This window comes from Streptomyces sp. NBC_00878 (assembly GCF_026341515.1).
Taxonomy (GTDB): Bacteria; Actinomycetota; Actinomycetes; order Streptomycetales; family Streptomycetaceae; genus Streptomyces.
The window spans coordinates 9,643,905-9,659,840 of sequence record NZ_JAPEOK010000001.1; the positions used below are offsets into that span (position 1 = coordinate 9,643,905).

A 15,936-nucleotide genomic window follows, 5' to 3' on the forward strand; every position below is an offset into this window, starting at 1 on the left:
AGAAGGAAGCACCATGACACCAGCCGTCCCCGAGCTCTCCGGACAGCCGCCCGTCCCCACCGGCCTGGACGTTCCCGCACTCGCCGCCGAACTGGGCGGCTCCGGGGTCCCGGTGCGGTGGGAGGAACTGACCTGGCAGCAGGCGGAGACCACCGCGGCCGCACAGAACGCCGTGATCATCCCCGTCGGCGCCACCGAACAGCACGGTCCCCACCTGCCGTTGGCCGTCGACACCCTCATCTGCCGTGCCGTCGCCCTCGGCGTCTCCGCCCTCACCGGCGTACCGGTGGTGCCACCGCTGAGCTTCGGCGTCTCCGCCTCCCACGGCGACTTCGGCGGCACGGTGGCGCTGCGCCCGGAAACGCTGATCGCCGTGGTGGAGGACGTCATCGACTCCCTGTACGCCTCCGGAGTACGGCAGTTCATCCTGCTCAACGGGCACATCTGGAACAACGGCGCGCTCGACGTGTCCGCGGAGAAGCTCCGGGTGCGCCACCGCGACGCCCGCGTACGGGCCCTGGGCTACGTGACGATGTACCCCGGCCCCGAGGTCGACGGGCATGTCCAGTACGGCCGGGCGCTGATGCACGCCAACTTCTTCGAGACCTCGGTCATGCTCCACCTCCACCCCGAACTCGTGACGATGGACAAGGCCACCTCGCACGTCGACGTGGACTCCTTCTGGGACTACCGGATGGACCAGGTCAGCGAGACCGGCGTCTGGGGCCGTGACGTTGCTGACGCCGACGCCAAGCACGGCGGAAAGGAGTTCGACCGCTGTCTGCTCACCACCGCCCGAGCCGTGTCGGCCGCCGTACGCGAACCCTGGCCCGACCCGACCCACCGTCCTGGAGCGACCGCGTGAAGATCTACGACATCACCCTGCCCATCCACCCCGAGATGCTGCACTGGGGACGCAAGCCCGAGGTCGAGGTCGTCGAGTCCCTCTCCAACGGCGACGCCTCCAACGTCACGCGCTGGCGGCTCGGCGCCCACACCGGCACGCACGTCGACGCTCCCGCCCACTTCCGCGACGGCGCCACCCCCATCGACGAGGTGTCCCTGTACTCGCTGGTCGGGCCCGCCCTCGTCATCGACCTCACCCATGTCGAGGGCGACGTGGAACCGCACCACCTGGAAGAAGGCGGGGCGGCCGGACACACCCGCGTCCTGCTCAAGACCTCCAACTCCGCGGGCCCCCTCAAGGAGACCGAGCGCGCCCCGCAGTGGGTGGGCCTCTCCCCGAAGGCGGCCGACTGGCTGATCGAGCACGAGGTCGAACTCATCGGCATCGACTACCTCACCATCGAGAGCCATCACCGCACCGACACCTGGGACGTCCACCATTCCCTGCTGGGCGCCGGCGTGCTCATCCTGGAGAACGCGGACCTCGACCAAGTACCGGCCGGAACCTACGAGTTGACCTGCCTGCCCACCAAACTGGTCGGCGCCGACGGCTCCTTCGCCCGCGCCATCCTCACCACCCGGGACTGACCGTGGCCACGATCGCCATCGCCGCACCCCATCCCGCGGCCATCGAGGCGGCGCGCCAGGTGACCGCCGCCGGCGGCGGCCTGATCGACGCCGCACTCGCCGCCGCGGCCGCGCTCACGGTGGCCTACCCGCACCAGTGCTCCATCGGCGGCGACCTCGTGGCACTGGTCCGCGACGGCGCGCACGGCACTGTCCGCGCGGTGCTCTCGGCAGGAGCCGCGGCGGCGGCCGCCGACCCGGCACCGCTGCGGGCGGCGGGGGACCGGATGCCGGCCGGCGGCCCGCACACGGTGACGGTCCCAGGAGTGGTCGCCGGGTGGGCGGAACTCGCCCGTCTCGGGGCGCGGTTGCCGCTCGCCCGCAGCCTCGCCCCGGCCATCGCCCTGGCCGATGGCGGCGTTCCGGTGAGCGAGGGCCTGGCCCGGGCGATCCACCACCGCCTCGACGTCGTACGGGCCGACCCGGGGCTGTCGGCGCTGATGCTGGACAAGGCAGGAGAACCTTTGTCCGTCGGAGCCACCCTGGTCCAGCCGGCACTCGCCGCGACCCTGGCGGAACTCGCCGACGACTGGCGCCACTTCTACACCGGCCCGACCGCCCGGCGCCTGGTCGCGGGCCTGCGTGAACGCGGCAGCCTGCTCGACGCGGCGGACTTCGCCGGCCACCGCGCGGAGAACACCGTCCCGCTGAGCACGACGACCGGAAACGGCGTCACCTGGTGGGCGGCCCCGCCGCCCAGTCAGGGAGCGTCCCTGCTGGCCGTACTCGGCCGTGGCAGCGACCGCCTCACCGCCGCCCGGCAGGCGGAGCTGAGCCGGGACGCGCTCCTCGGCGACCCCCGGTCGGGCGCTGTGGACCTCGACGGCCTGCTGCTGCGCGCGGCGCGAGACATCGCCGCGCTGCCCTCCGGCCCCAGACCCGCCGGGGACACGGTGGCCATCACCGCCGTCGACGAAGAGGGCAACGCGATAGCGCTGATCCAGAGCGTGTTCCAGAGCTTTGGATCAGGCATCGCGGACCCGGCCACTGGGGTAGTGCTCCACAACCGTGGCTCGGCGTTCAGCCTGGACCCGGCGCACCCCGGGGCGCTGCGGCCCGGGGCGCGGCCCCCGCACACCCTGTGTCCGGCACTTGCCACCGCCCCGGGGCGTGTTGTCGCGCTCGGCTGTCAGGGAGGCAGGGCCCAGGCGTGGATCCTGTCGCAGGTCGCCGAGGAACTTCTCGACGCCCCGGACCCGAAAGCCCTGCTCGCCCGCCCGCGCTGGGTCATCGGCTCCCGCGACCTGAACCGCCCGCGTCCCACCCTCCTCCTCGAACCCGGAACCCCCGACGCGGAGCACCTGACCACCGTCACGGACCGCCTGGGCCTGGACGTCGCCCATACGGCAGGACCGCACGACGAGGCCGGCCATGTGCAGACGGCACGCCTGCGCGCGGGCGAGCCCGACGCCGCGAGCGACCCGAGGGCGGACGGGACCGCGGCGATCCTTGTGGGCCCGGCATGCCGATGAGCCACCCTCAGCCGGTCTCACGCCACCGCCGCGCGGGCCGCGCCCACCAGTGCGGCGTCCCCGGCGGCGCCGGCAGGCTTCATCGCACGAGTACGCGGCAGTGAATCCGCGTCGGCACGCGGGTCGTCCGGCGTCCAGCCCCCGAGCACGAGACCGATGGACAGAGCGGGGGCGACAAGGTCCCAGGAGCGGGCCATGGAGCCTCCGACGACCAGGGCGGTCGCGCCGAAGTCCACCATGCGCGGGCCCAGCACGACGCCCAGCCCGGTGAAGACACCGTCCAGCACACACTTGGCCCGCGCTTCCCCCGCTCTGGCTCGTCCGGCGATGTCGCTCACATCGACGGCGGGGTCGCCGTAGCGGGCGAGGATCGCCCGGCGGGAGACGGTGTCCTCCAGCGGCCGGCCATCGATCTCGGTGAGGTCCATCCGCCCCTCGATCGGTACGCCGGGACCGCTGTCACAGATACGGCCGTCGGCGAGAAACGCCGAGCCGACACCGGTGCCGAGCGTGATGCCCACGGCGCGGCGGTGCCCGCGGACGGTACCCGCGGACCACTCGCCGGTCAGGAAGGCGTGGGCGTCGTTGAGGAACACGACGTCGCGGGGGCGCTGCCGCAGTCCGTCGAGGAGTGCCGCTCGCACGTCCATCCCGTACAGGGCGTCGAACTTGCCCACGCCCTTGAAGAGGGCGACCCCCCTTGCGTAGTCGAACGGCCCGGGCACCGCCACGCCCCACCGCGCACCGGGCTGCACCGACAGCCCGTCGGCGCAGTGTCGTACGGTGCCGAGGATGTCCTCGGCGTCGCCGTCCGCGTCGAGTGGCTCGCGCGTACGGCTGGTGACACGTCCGTCGCGCAGGTCGACGAGCGCCGCGGTGACATGCGTGCCGCCGATCTCCAGGACAGGAATCAAGGGACCAACGCCTTCACGACACGCACCGGGCCGCCACCGGCCGCCGCTCGCAGGGTGTAGCGGCCGACCGAGGCCGGCACGGTCAGTGTCTCCGCGTAGGCCAGTTCGTGCTGGTCTCCGGCCTCGGTGTGTACCGTGACGCCTTCCCCTTCCACCACGTTCAGGATGTGGAAGCGTCCCTGTGTGTCGTCGGCGGCCTCGGCCTCGGCGTCGAGCACGAACCTCCTGACCTCGTAGAACATCTCGGCCAGCCCGCCGATGACCTCCTCCCGCCAACCGGTGCCCTCGCGCAGGGTGCGCGGTTTTTGAACCAGGTCACGGGCGACGGCCTCACCGCGTCGTCCGGTCTCCAGGTTGGCGAACCCGTGCTCGTAGGGCAGGGGGCGCGGGTTGCCGTCGGCACCGGGCCGCAGCCAGTCGTAGAACCTCAGGCTGTACAGGTAGGGGGTGGCGCTGATCTCCAGTACGAGGTTGCCCGCGCCGCTGGCGTGCGGGGTGCCCGCCGGGATCATGAACAACTGGCCCTGTTCGGCGGGGAAGGCCAGGACGTGGTCCTCGGGGTCCATGGGCACTCCGTCGGTGACGGCCCTCTCCACCTCCTTGCGGAAGACGTCCACGTCGGCGTCCTCGCGCAGGCCGAGGTACACCTTGGTGTCGGTGCTGCCGAGAGTCAGGTAGTACGTCTCGTGCTGGGTGTAGGCCCAGCCGAAGTGCTCCCGCATGTACGACTCCTTGGGGTGGCAGTGCACGGAGAGGCTGCCGCCGCCGACGGTGTCCAGGTAGTCGAAGCGGATCGGGAAGGATGTGCCGAAGCGGGCGTGCGCCTGTGCCCCCAGCACGTTGTCCGGTTCCAGCACGCACATGAGTTGGAAGGGCACCTCGGCCTGAGCCTCCGGTCCCGTGCCGATGAGGATGCCTGCCTCGGGTGCGATCAGTTCGTAACCGATTGCGGTGTTGCGGGAGTCGGGGCTGAAGCCGAGCTCGCGTTGTGCCCAATGGCCGCCCCAGGGAGTGGAGTTGAAGTACGGGCGGGTGCGGACGGGCTTGCGGGCCAGAGCGGCGTACGTGGCGCGCAGGCCTGCTCCGTCGATCCACACCGGGTGGTCGGGGTGCTGCATGTCGAGCCAGGCGTCGAGGCGGTGTGCGAGCGCGTCGCGGTGCTGGTCGATCATCGGCCAGTCGACGTAGAACAGCCGCCTGAAGTCGGGCTTCGCGCCCGGCAGACCGAGGTTGACGCCGGGCTCACCCGCTCCGACGGCGGCCTCCGCGTATCGCTTGGGCACATCGGCGTACCAGAGCAGGGCGTGATCCACGAGGGCGGCGCCGGGCCCGTAGACGAGGAGCAGTCCTTCCTGCGGCGGTGCGGATACCGGGAGGATCTCGAAGAGGTCGTCGAGGTGATTGTCGGCGAGCCTGTGGAAGTAGGGGTCGTCGGCGTCTGCCGGCCGTTCGGTACGGCTCCTGACCTGCGTCGGCCGTGCGTAGTGGCTCCGTATGTCGAGCAGGGTGACTGGGGTGCCGCGCCCGGTCAGCTCGTGTTCGAGGCGATCACCGAGGAGGGACCAGTCGACGGACGGGGGTCCCTCGATGGCCACCACCACGGGGACGTCGGGGAGTTGGGATGCCACTGCCCGCCATCCGGTGTGGAGGACGGCCTGCGGGGCGGGGGCGTAGCGCGGATCGAGCCGGTACACGCGGTCTCCTTTGCGGACAGGGCGTCAGTGAGGCGGTAAGGCGGCGCGGAGGCGCTCATTCCTTGCTCGATCCGGCGAGCATCCCGGACACCAGGGTGCGCTGCGAGAAGACGAAGAGCACCAGCACAGGGAGGATGGCGATGATGATGGCCAGGGCGAGTTCGGGGATGGTGACGTTCAGTCCGGCCCCGGCGACGGGGTTGAAGGACGGCGTCGAGGTCAGCAGTTGGTTCAGGCCCACTTGGACGGGGAACTGCTCGCTGTTCGGCAGGACGAGATACGGCAGGAAGAAGTTGTTCCAGTTGCCCACGAAGCTGAAGAACGCGACCAGTCCGACCACCGGTTTGGCGAGCGGGAGCGCGATGCGGGAGAAGAGCTGCCACTCCGTGCAGCCGTCGATCCGCGCGGCGGACAGCAGGTCCCTGGGGAGGCTGCTCCCGAAGTAGATGTAGACCAGGTACACGCCGAACGGATAGAAGGAGAAGGGGAGTATCACCGACCAGATGGTGCCGATCAGATGGAAGCGGTTGAGTTCCAGGAAGATCGGCAGCACCAGGGTGGCCTGCGGCATGATCATGATGACCAGGGTGATCACGAGGAGCGTCTTGCGTCCCCGGAACTTCGTCAGCGCGAGCGCGTATCCGGCCGGAACGCTGACGGCCAGCGTGAGGACGAGCGAACCGCCCGAGTAGACGGCCGAGTTACGCAACCACCTCGTCATGGCGCCGTCCTGGAAGGCGAACAGGTGCTGCCAGGCCGTGCCGATCTGATGGAACGAGCCGAAGGAGAGCGGGTTGTCCCGCACCACTTCGCCGGCGGTCTTCGACGGTGCCAGCAGCAGCCAGATCACCGGCAGTACGAAGAACACCAGCAGCAAGGCCAGGAGGAGTCCCACGACCAGGAAGGGGAGGGTCCTGGAAGGACGGACACGCCGCCGCACGGCCGTCAGGGAGAGAGTCGTCTGTGTCATTTCTCGTCCAGCTTGAACAGGTTCGAGCGAGCGACCAGGAGCCCGGCGGCGAGGAGGCCAACGGCGAGGAGGACGACGGAGATGGCGGCGGCGCCGTTGAAGTCGCCCTGCTGGAAGGCGTAGACGTAGGCGAGCTGGTTCGGCGACCAGGTGGGACTCACCCTGCCGAGGCTGGCGGTCTGGAGAAGTTGGGGTTCGACGAACAGCTGGGTGCCTGTCGCGAAAGCCATGATCGTCATGTAGACGATCCACTGCCGGATCATCGGGATCTGGATGTGCCAGGCGGTGCGCCATGGGCCCGCACCGTCCATGCGGGCCGCTTCCAGCACCTCGTCGGGGATGTTGTTCAACGCCCCGTACATCACGACCATCCAGCCTCCGGCGCCGGTCCAGAAGGCGATCAGCATGAGGATCAGCGGCAGGTTGCCGGGTGCCAGGACGGCGGCGAACGTCTTCAGCCCCATGGCGGTGAGCAGCCAGGACACCGGGCTGACGGCGGGGTCCAGCATGAACAGCCAGACCAGAACGCTCGCCACTCCGGCGAGGGCGCCGGGGATGTAGTACAGGAAGCGGAAGAGCGCCGATGTGCCCGGTCGTACGCGGCTGCGCAGGATCACAGCGGTGAGCACGACCAGGACGACGAGGGTCACCAGCCACATGACCAGGTAGATCAGCATGTGGGTGAAGGCCGGGGCGAAGCGGTAGTCCTGGACGACCTTCACGAACTGGTTGAACCCGGTGAACTGGCCCCGGTCATTGGTGAACGCGAGGAAGAACGCGTACCCGGTGGGGAAGACGCCGAACGCGAGCAGCAGCAGCGCGTAGCCGGCGACGAAGAAGTAGCCCGCGCGACCGCGGCCCTTGCGCCGCGGCGTGGTACCGCGGCGCAAGGGGGAGACGGCGACGCGCTCGGTCTCCAGCAAGGTCACTGATCGACCACCTTGTAGCCCTGGGTCCTGGCCTCGTCGGCTATCTCCTGCTGCCAGGCCGGCAGCGTCTCGGTCAGGCTCTTTCCGGAGGTCAGTGCCGGGAGGACGACGCTGGACCAGGCGGTGGAGTCCGAGAACCTGGTGTTCGACCAGCCGGTCCACACCTCGTTCGCGGCCTGCTCGAACGGCTTGCTCACATCATTGGCGAAGTAGTTCCTGTTGGCCGGGTTGGCCAGCCAGGCCTTCGCGGCCTGGGTGTAGGCCGGATAGGTGGGCGCGGTGGCCTGGTTCTCGTCGGAGGTGGTCAGCCAGGTGACCAGGTCCGTGGACGCCTTGAGGTTGGCGCTGTGCGAGGACACCATCCACACGCCGCCGCCGACGTTGCCCGTGGCAGTCGTGCTCTCGCCCTGCCAGCTCAGAGGGGGCGCCGCGGCGATCTGCTTGGCCGGAGTCTTGAAGCCGGCCTTGAAGAGATACTGGCCGTACCAGGAAGGGCCGTAGGCCATCAGGACCTTGCCGCCGCTGTTCTTGGCGAATCCCTGGCTGAAGAAGCCCTGCGTGGCGATGGCCTTGGCGCTGATCAGGTTGTCCAGCAGCTTCGCCATCCGGGTGCACTTCGGGTCCCCCAGGTCGGTGCGCAGGGTGTCGGGCTTCACCAGGCTGAACGCGGGGCACTGACCCGACCAGAAGTACGACTCGTGGGAGTTGGTGTCGCCCACCGAGCCGACCAGATAGCCCGGATGCTCCTTGGCGACCTGCTTGCCGAGGGCTTCGTACTCCTGCCACGTGGTGGGAACCGTGTATCCCCACTTGTCCATGAGGGGCTTGTTGTACCAGAGGACGACCTGCGCGATGTCATTGCGCATGCAGTAGGTGTGGCCGTTGAACTGACAGGGCGTCAGCGAACCCTTGGCGAAGCCGTTCAGGGTGTTCTGCGGTACGAGCTTCTCGTCCAGGGGCGCGGCGAACGGCTGCGCGCCGGGCTTGGTGGCCTCCGAGGCCCAGGTCACGTCGGTCGGCGTGCCGAACACCACGTCCGGCCACCCGCTGCCGGTCCTGTCGAACAGCTGCACCTTCGACTTCAGATACGTCGATCCGTCGGCTCCGCCGTCGTACGTGACGATCTTCATCTTCACGTCGGGGTGCGACTTCTGGTACGCCTGCACCGACGGCAGTCTGGTCGAGTCGGCCCACACCGTGATCTGTGAACCGTCCTTCTGCGTGCCCGGCTTGAACGTCGGCCGGGCGGAGGAGGACTGGGTGGTGGTGTCGGCGCCGGCGCAGCCGGCCAGGGCGGCCGTGGTGGCCAGGGACAGCGTGACGGCCGCCGTGCGGAGCAGCGAGTGACGTCGGCTGGTTCTCGGAGGTCTGGAAGACGCCATTGTCTTGCCTTGCCTTTCTGTTCTTGCGCCGGTCAGCGCGGCTGCTCGACGAACGGCAGGAGCTCGTTGCCGTAGCCGAAATCGAGGGGAAGGGCTATGCCGGGCCCCGTGGGAGCGTGCACGAGGCCCTGGTCGTCCACGTGGCGCTCACGGACAACGTTCACCGAGGTCACCAGGGACTCGTAGTAGGTGGTGTTGGAGATGGCCATGCACAGGTGGTGGTTGGGAATGTCCGAACCGTGCACCTCGGCCCGCAGACGGTAGGCGTCGGCGAGATGCGCGGTGCGCATGGCGCCGGTGATACCGCCCCGGAGAGTGGTGCCGGCCCGGACACCGAAGGTGGCGGCACCGGCCCGGATGAAGTCCGCCGCGTTCATGTGCGCTCCGTCGGAGGTCTCGGCCACCAGAAGCGGTACGTCCACGGTCTCGGCAAGCCTCTGATAGGCCGAGATGCTGAATTCGCGGATCGGCTCCTCGTACCAGAGGTAGTCGGCCTCGGAGAGCGCCCGCCCCAGCCGGATCGCGTCGGGCAGGTCGAAGCCCGCTGACCCGTCGTACATGAGAGGGACGCTCGGACCGACGTGCTCGCGCAGGGCCAGGCACAGTTCCGCGTCACGGTGGGCGTCGCCCCAGGCGTGCAGTTTGATACCGCGGTACCCCAGGGCCAGGCACTGGTCCGCCACGTCGAGGAACTCCGCGATGCCGGCGAACGTCGAGGTGGAGGCGTAGGCGGGGATGGCGTCCCTGAAGCCGCCGAGCAGGCGCCAGACCGGCTCGCCGTGGTAGCGGCCGGCCAGGTCCCACAAGGCGATGTCGATGAGGCCCAGGGTGGGAAGCGGGAGTTCGTGGATACGGTCCAGCTCCCACACCCGGTGCCACAGCCATTCCCGCTGGAACGGGTCGGCTCCGACCAGTTCCGCACGGAAGACCCGGTCCACCAGGTCCTGCAGGACGAGGTAGGCGCCCGGGCGAGCGAACAGCGCCACTCCCTCGGCTCCCTCGTCCGTCCCGATGTGCAGGACCGCGCCGTCGCCCACCGGAGCGCTTCCGCTCAGTCCGTCGCGCCAGCGGAAGGGCGGACTGGCTGCCGGAACATCGATCCGGTGTACCTCGACATGGGTGATCTTCATCCTGGCTTTCGTTCTCCGTCTGAAACGTATGAAAGGTGTCGGCTCGGCAGCGGAGTGCTCGGATGCGGAGTGCTCAGAAGCCGCCGTACGCCTGGAGCTCGTAGACGCTGCCGCCGTTCCCGCTGGAACCGGTGACGGTCAGGCGCAGGAAGCGTGCGGTGACGGGTTTGTCGGCGAAGGAGTAGACGGCCGACGACGAGGTGGCGTCGGAGGTGTGGTCCTCGAACACGGACCAGGCCGTGCCGTCGGTGGAGTACTCCAGGCGGAACTTGTAGCCTCCGGCCTTCTCGAAGGTGGTCACCACGCTGGAGACGTCGGTGTCCTTGCCCAGGTCGACCTGGATCCAGGACGGGTCGGGCAGGCCCGAGCCCTGCGCCCAGCGGGTGGAGAGATCCCCGTCCACCGCCTTCTCCGGTGCGTAGTCGTTGGAGTACGACGACGAGGCGGTGACCGGCTTGTCCAGGGCCAGGTCGTGGTCGGCCGGCGTGGTGACGACGGCCGCCTTGCTGGGGTCGGAGACGTTGAGCGCCTCGTCGCGTGCCACGACGGTGAAGGAGTACTCGGTGGCGGCGGTCAGGCCGGAGACCCGCAGTGTCGTGGCGTCGGTGACACCGATCCGCTTGCCGTCCTGGTGGACGACGTAGCTGGTCACGCCGGTGTCATCGGTGGCCGCGGGCCAGCTGACATCCACCAGGCCGGGCAGCAGCGGCTTGACCGTGGGCTGTCCCGGTGCCGTAGGGGCCGTATGGTCCGTGACGGTCCCGGGAGTGCCGTAGACCTGGAAGTCGTAGATGCTGCCGCCGTTCCAGCTGGATCCGGTGACGGTCAGTCGTACGAAGCGGCCCGCGACCGGATCGTCCGTGTGGGCGTAGTCGGTCGCCGCCGTGGTGTTCGCGGCGGTGCGGTCCACGAGTGTCTTCCAGCGGACCTCGTCGGGTGACACCTCGATGCGGTACGTGTACCCGCTCGCCTTCTCGAAGGTCGTGATCGCGCCGTTCACGTCGTACGACGCACCGAGATCGACCTGGATCCAGGACGGGTCGGGCAGGCCCAGGCCCTGGGCCCAGCGTGTGGACAGGTCTCCGTCCACTGCCTTTGCCGGGGTGTTGTCCTGCGAGTACGACGAGGCGGTGATGGACTTCTTGAGGGCGAGGTCCGCGCCTGAGGGCATGGTGACGTGCAGTGCCGGGCTGGGACCGGACTCGTTGCCGGCGGCGTCACGGGCGGTGATCCGGAAGGCGTATGTCTTCCCGGCGGTCAGGCCCGGAAGGCGTACCGAGGTCTTGCCGGTGGCGCTGATGAGCGTGCCGTCGCGGTAGACGGAGTAGCCGGTGACCGCGGTGTTGTCGGTGGACGCGGCCCAGGTGAGGTCTGCCACCGTAGGGAAATCGGTGACCGCGACCGGAGTGCCGGGCGCGCTGGGCGCCTGGTGGTCCAAGACGTCGGGGCCCGGGTCGAGGTGGCGGTAACTCGGCTGCAGGCCCGCGTTGTTGACCACGGAGGCCGGCAGTTGGGCGCAGGAATCCACGGTGGTGTTGCCGCTGATCGTGCTGCCCGTGCTGTTGGCCTGGGCGGAGTAGGCGGGCTGGGTGGTGAAGTTGCCCGTGGCGTTGATGTCCATGCCGTGGTTGAGGAACAGCCACTGGTAGGCGACGTCGCACAGAGCGTTGCCGGTGTTCGTCCAGTACCGGCTGCCTTCGTCGTGGTAGATCGCGCCGTAGGCGGGCGACGGTATGCCGTGGATGTAGTTGCCGGACACCGCACCGCCGGGGTTGGAGCTCAGCGTGTAGATGGCACCGCCGTCGGCCTGCGACTTCATGATGTCGTAGATCTCGTTGTCCGTGACCTTGGTGTCGCGGCTGGTGGTGGGGGTGTCCCAGATCGGTACGCCCAGATTCCCCGGGGAGTAGTTGCTGTTGCCGCCCTTGTCCGTGAGGCCCCAGCCCCAGCCGACGGAGATGCCGGTGTAGGGCAGGTCGTAGACCTTGTTGTGGGTGATCACGGTGTGGTCGGTGTAGCCGGCCAGGATGCCGATGGAGCCGTTGTACTGGTCGGCGACCTTGGTGACCACGTTGTTGTCGACCTTGGTGTCCTTGGTGATGTCCCGGGAGTCGTCGGGGTGGGCGTCGATCACCGCGACCCCGCCGATCTGGATGCCGGTGGCGGCGATCTGGCGGAAGACGTTGCCCGTGATGTCGGTGCCCTGGGTACCGGTGTTCAGGTTGAGCCCGACAGCGCCGAGATGGGTGAAGGTGTTGCCCTCGAAGACGACGCCGTGGCCGTAGCCGACATTGACGGCGCCGGGCGTCTTCTGCCACTTCAGGCGGGTCGCGTCGAAGTCGGGGTCGTTGCCGACCATCCGGAAGCCGGCCTGGCCCTCGATGAGGCCCTCGGAGGAACTGGGCGCGAGCCAGGTGGAGTAGGAGAAGGTGATACCTCGGAAGGACACGTCGCTGACCGGGTCGGTCCTGGTGCCGTTGAGGTCCACCAGGTCCTGCACGAGCGGCACGGTGACTGTCGCGGTGGACAGGTCCTGGTCGGCCTTGGGCAGGTGAACTCCGTCCGTGGACGGTGAGCGAGGTCGGATCCGGTGGGTGCCGGGTGGGGTTCCAAACCGCCGTTCCGGGCAGCCGAGTTGTTTGGGCTGCGGCCGTACTGACGGATACCCGCGGCCTGGCCCGCACCGACCGTGTCGTGCTCTTCCGCCCCTCATGGACGAGGATCCGCCATGTCTTCTCCCACCCCCGCCGGTCACCACCACGAAGCCGACTACGACCGCCGAAGGCTGCGTCAGTGGCTCGCCGGTGAGGCAAGGGCCGACGGGGTCACCCGCCGCCGGCTGCTCACTCTGCTCGCCGCCACCGCCGCCGGGACCGCACTCGGTGGCACACGACCCGCCCGCGCCGCCGTCGCCGGAATCGTCAAACCCCTGCCGCCCGAGTGGTTCACCGAGCGCGGCACCAACGCCGAGACCCGCTGGGAGGCGCTGCGCGGCACCGGCCACCACACCCCCAACGAACTGTTCTTCGTGCGCAACCACACCGCCACCCCCGTCCTGGAAGCCGACGACTGGCGGCTGCGGCTGTGGGGGAGCGGGCTGCGCGGCACCCCCGGCGAGGACCGGCCGGTGGAGTTCGGATACGACGATCTGCGAGCCCTGCCGGCCGTCACCCGCACCGCCTTCGTCGAGTGCGCCGGAAACGGCCGCTCCTCCTACACGACTCAGCAGGGCGAGACGGTCACCGGCACCGCGTGGACCTTGGGAGCGATCGGCGTCGCACGCTGGCGCGGGGTGCGCCTGGCCGACGTGCTGCGCAGGGCGGGGCTGTCCCTGTACGCCGTGGACGTGCAGCCGCGCGGCCTCGACGCCGAGTACGTCAGCGGCGGCGAGAACCTCGGCCGAGTGCGCCGTCCGCTGCCGCTGGCCAAGGCGCTGGACGACGTACTGCTCGCGTACGAGATGAACGGTGAGCCGCTTCCGCACGACCATGGGTATCCGGTGCGGGTGCTGGTGCCTCCTGGGTCGGGATCGCGTCGATCAAGTGGGTCGGCGACATCGAGGTGTCCGCGCAGCCGCTCTACTCACCCTGGAACACCACCTTCTACCGGCTGTTCGGCCCCTCCCACCCGGAGGGCGGCAGCGCGCCGCTCACCCGGCAGGCGACGAAGAGCGCCTTCGAGCTGGCGAGCGGGGCCACGTTCACGGCGGGTCAAAGGTACGTACTCCGCGGACGGTCGTGGTCGGGTGCGGGCGCCGTCGCCCGGGTCGACGTCAGCACCGACAGCGGGGTGAACTGGCGGCAGGCCCACCTGCACGACCGGCCCCGCGCCGGTACCTGGACCCGCTGGTCACTCGGCTGGCATCCCGACGCGCCCGGCGCCACCCACCTGCTCGCCCGCGCCACGGACACGGCCGGCCGTACTCAGCCGGACATCGCCGTGCCCAACACACAGGGCTACCTGTTCGACGCGGTGGTGCGGCATCCGGTGAGCGTGGCGCGGAAGTGACTTTGCCCAGCGTGTCAGGGGTTTACCCAGGCGTCCGGGGTGGTGGTCAACGCGGAGACATCGGGGGGCAGTTGGGCCGATGCCACGTCGGCGAGCGACACGCCCTCCAGGATCTCGCGCACATTGGATCGCAGCGCGATCCACAACGGGAGCAGCGTCTCGGCGGGGCCGGTGTAGGACAGCTCCGGGGGACGGACCCCGCGCACCGAGACCAGCGGTCCGTCCACGGTGCGGATGACGTCGGCGATGCTGATGGACTGGGCGGGCCTGGCCAGCCGGTAGCCGCCGTTGCCGCCGCGCTGGCTGAGGACGAGACCGCCCCGGCGCATGTCGTTGAGGATGCTTTCGAGGAATTTGTGCGGGATGTCCTGGGCGTCGGCGATGGCCTCGGCTTTCACTGGCCCGTCGTCCCGCGAAGCGGCGAGTTGCAGTGCGGCACGTACCGCGTAGTCCGCCCTGGCTGAAATCCGCATGTGTGCATTATCCCGTACTGGTTGGGTCGGGTCTCCCTGACGGCGATGCTTGCCGACCGTGCCTGCCCGGGCGCCGGCCCACGTTCGCGCGGTGAATTCCCTCATGCCGAGTCCCGCTCCGGGCTCCGGGCTCGGGGCTCCGGGGTCTGTCGGTCAGACGGGCAGGACGAACGGAGGGTGCGCACCGTTGAGGCAGTAGTCCCCGACATCGCGGAGTCGGTGGACGACGGGCTCGTACAAGGTGTGGGTCCGAGCGTTGCGCCAGAAGCGGTCGAAGCCCAGCCGTGACGAAGCGGAGCCGGCGCCGACGATGTCGAGTGCGCGGGAAGTGGACTCCTGTGCCGCCCTGGAGGCTGCCGCTTCGGCCATGGCCACGAGGACGGAGATTTCCGCGTACTCGTCGTAGGTGAGGTCGTCGCCGCGCGCCAGCCCGCCGTGCACGGCTTCCTGAGCCTGATCGGTGAGTGCGGAGGCGGCGCGGGTGAGGACGGTGAGTTCTCCGTAGGCGGTCAGCACCTGCGGGTCCTGGGGGGACCCGACCGGCCAGTCCGGGTGCCAGGGTGAGTGGCACGCCCTGCTGTACTCACGGGCTTCGGCGAGCACACCCTCGGCCATGCCGAGTCGGAGCTGGACGGAGAAGAGGCGCCCGACCGGCGATGCCAGAGCGGCCAGGGGCGACAGAACATCCTCGTCCGTGGACAGGGAGCCGAGTACGTCGTCGGCGGCGACCGGTACACCGTCGAACTCCACGCTCCCGCCGGCCGCGAGCCGCTGGCCGAACGTGTCGACATCGCTGTCGACCACCACGCCGTGATGAGCGGGATCGACGACGACGCCGAGTGGTTCGCGGGTATCGGGCCGTACGGCCCGCACGGCGAGGCGATCGGCGACCAGGACCCCTGAGGCGTAGCTCTGCCGACCGTCGAGCACGTAGCCGGCGGCCGTCTTCGTCAGAGCCAGAGGCGGTTCCTGGCGGGCGAAACCACCGCCCCAGCACCACTGCTCCGCCGCGGACCGCTGCTCGACCCGCTCGGCGAGCGACGGCTCGGCGAGCGACGGCTCGGTGAGAGACGGCTCGGTGAGAGACGGCTCGGTGAGGAACCGGGCGCTCCTCGACAGGAAGTAGTGACAGCCCAGCAGTTGACCGATCGCGCCGTCGGCCGCGGCCATCTCCCGTACGACGGCGTAGGCGGTGGGCAAGTCCGCGCCGCCTCCGCCCAGTTCGGCCGGTATGAGGAGCGTCAGCAGTCCCGATTCGCGCAGCCGGGACACCTCGTCGAACGGGGCCTTGCCCGCCTGCTCCCTGGCCACCGCGTCGGTGGCCAGGTCGTCCGCCGTTTCCTTGGCCACGCGCAGCCAGTGTGCACGGCCGGGCCCGGTCTGGTCGGATCCAGCGGCGGGTCCGGACGGCGCAGTGGCAACGCTCATGGT

The 15,936-nt window shown here is 69.6% G+C and carries 11 protein-coding genes and 2 pseudogenes; 4 read left to right on the plus strand and 9 right to left on the minus strand.

Features of this window, described 5'->3' with window-relative positions:
• Positions 1–13 precede the first annotated feature (13 nt).
• From OHA11_RS41945 to OHA11_RS41955, 3 genes are read left to right on the plus strand one after another with little or no spacing between them, the layout of a single operon-like run.
• Positions 14–865, plus strand: coding sequence for a creatininase family protein (locus tag OHA11_RS41945; protein WP_266505845.1), 852 nt, complete (start codon positions 14–16; stop codon positions 863–865).
• Positions 862–1,494, plus strand: coding sequence for a cyclase family protein (locus OHA11_RS41950; RefSeq protein ID WP_266505846.1), 633 nt, complete (start codon positions 862–864; stop codon positions 1,492–1,494). Before OHA11_RS41945 ends, OHA11_RS41950 begins: the two co-directional genes overlap by 4 nt.
• Positions 1,495–1,496: 2 nt before the next feature.
• A complete protein-coding gene (locus OHA11_RS41955) occupies positions 1,497–3,005 on the plus strand; it encodes a gamma-glutamyltransferase (protein ID WP_266505848.1) in 1,509 nt (502 codons plus the stop codon).
• A gap of 17 nt (positions 3,006–3,022) precedes the next feature.
• Here the strand turns inward: OHA11_RS41955 and OHA11_RS41960 are convergent, their stop codons facing one another.
• The 7 genes and pseudogenes from OHA11_RS41960 to OHA11_RS41990 form a co-directional block, all read right to left on the minus strand.
• Positions 3,023–3,919, minus strand: a complete 897-nt coding sequence (locus OHA11_RS41960) for an ROK family protein (RefSeq protein WP_266505851.1) — start codon at positions 3,917–3,919, stop codon at positions 3,023–3,025.
• Complete coding sequence (locus tag OHA11_RS41965) at positions 3,916–5,613, minus strand: class I mannose-6-phosphate isomerase (protein WP_266505854.1); 1,698 nt, start codon at positions 5,611–5,613, stop codon at positions 3,916–3,918. The genes OHA11_RS41960 and OHA11_RS41965 overlap by 4 nt, the downstream gene beginning before the upstream one ends.
• A gap of 55 nt (positions 5,614–5,668) precedes the next feature.
• A complete protein-coding gene (locus tag OHA11_RS41970; protein ID WP_266505856.1) occupies positions 5,669–6,583 on the minus strand; it encodes a carbohydrate ABC transporter permease in 915 nt (304 codons plus the stop codon).
• On the minus strand, positions 6,580–7,512 hold the full coding sequence (locus tag OHA11_RS41975; RefSeq protein WP_266505857.1) for a carbohydrate ABC transporter permease: 933 nt from the start codon (positions 7,510–7,512) through the stop codon (positions 6,580–6,582). Before OHA11_RS41975 ends, OHA11_RS41970 begins: the two co-directional genes overlap by 4 nt.
• On the minus strand, positions 7,509–8,894 hold the full coding sequence (locus tag OHA11_RS41980; RefSeq protein WP_266505859.1) for an ABC transporter substrate-binding protein: 1,386 nt from the start codon (positions 8,892–8,894) through the stop codon (positions 7,509–7,511). The genes OHA11_RS41975 and OHA11_RS41980 overlap by 4 nt, the downstream gene beginning before the upstream one ends.
• Before the next feature lie 32 nt (positions 8,895–8,926).
• Positions 8,927–10,024 carry an enolase C-terminal domain-like protein gene (locus tag OHA11_RS41985; RefSeq protein WP_266505861.1) on the minus strand — a complete coding sequence of 366 codons (1,098 nt, stop codon included), beginning with the start codon at positions 10,022–10,024 and terminating at the stop codon, positions 8,927–8,929.
• A 73-nt stretch (positions 10,025–10,097) separates the two neighbouring features.
• Positions 10,098–12,578: pseudogene (locus tag OHA11_RS41990) on the minus strand (discoidin domain-containing protein); the annotation flags it as partial.
• A 174-nt stretch (positions 12,579–12,752) separates the two neighbouring features.
• Here OHA11_RS41990 and OHA11_RS41995 point away from each other — a divergent pair.
• Positions 12,753–14,032 (plus strand): annotated as a pseudogene (locus tag OHA11_RS41995) (sulfite oxidase).
• 14 nt (positions 14,033–14,046) lie between these two features.
• Here the strand turns inward: OHA11_RS41995 and OHA11_RS42000 are convergent.
• Together OHA11_RS42000 and OHA11_RS42005 are read right to left on the minus strand one after the other, a co-directional pair.
• Positions 14,047–14,505, minus strand: coding sequence for an Rrf2 family transcriptional regulator (locus OHA11_RS42000; RefSeq protein WP_266505863.1), 459 nt, complete (start codon positions 14,503–14,505; stop codon positions 14,047–14,049).
• A gap of 153 nt (positions 14,506–14,658) precedes the next feature.
• On the minus strand, positions 14,659–15,933 hold the full coding sequence (locus OHA11_RS42005) for an acyl-CoA dehydrogenase family protein (RefSeq protein WP_266505864.1): 1,275 nt from the start codon (positions 15,931–15,933) through the stop codon (positions 14,659–14,661).
• Positions 15,934–15,936: the final 3 nt, after the last annotated feature.

Excerpts from the sequence above, each read along its gene's own strand:
- OHA11_RS41945 (WP_266505845.1), top strand. The coding sequence starts at position 14 with ATGACACCAGCCGTCCCCGAGCTCTCCGGACAGCCGCCCGTCCCCACC.
- OHA11_RS41970 (WP_266505856.1), bottom strand. The coding sequence starts at position 6,583 with ATGACACAGACGACTCTCTCCCTGACGGCCGTGCGGCGGCGTGTCCGT.
- OHA11_RS41980 (WP_266505859.1), bottom strand. The coding sequence starts at position 8,894 with ATGGCGTCTTCCAGACCTCCGAGAACCAGCCGACGTCACTCGCTGCTC.
- OHA11_RS41985 (WP_266505861.1), bottom strand. The coding sequence starts at position 10,024 with ATGAAGATCACCCATGTCGAGGTACACCGGATCGATGTTCCGGCAGCC.
- OHA11_RS42000 (WP_266505863.1), bottom strand. The coding sequence starts at position 14,505 with ATGCGGATTTCAGCCAGGGCGGACTACGCGGTACGTGCCGCACTGCAA.
- OHA11_RS42005 (WP_266505864.1), bottom strand. The coding sequence starts at position 15,933 with ATGAGCGTTGCCACTGCGCCGTCCGGACCCGCCGCTGGATCCGACCAG.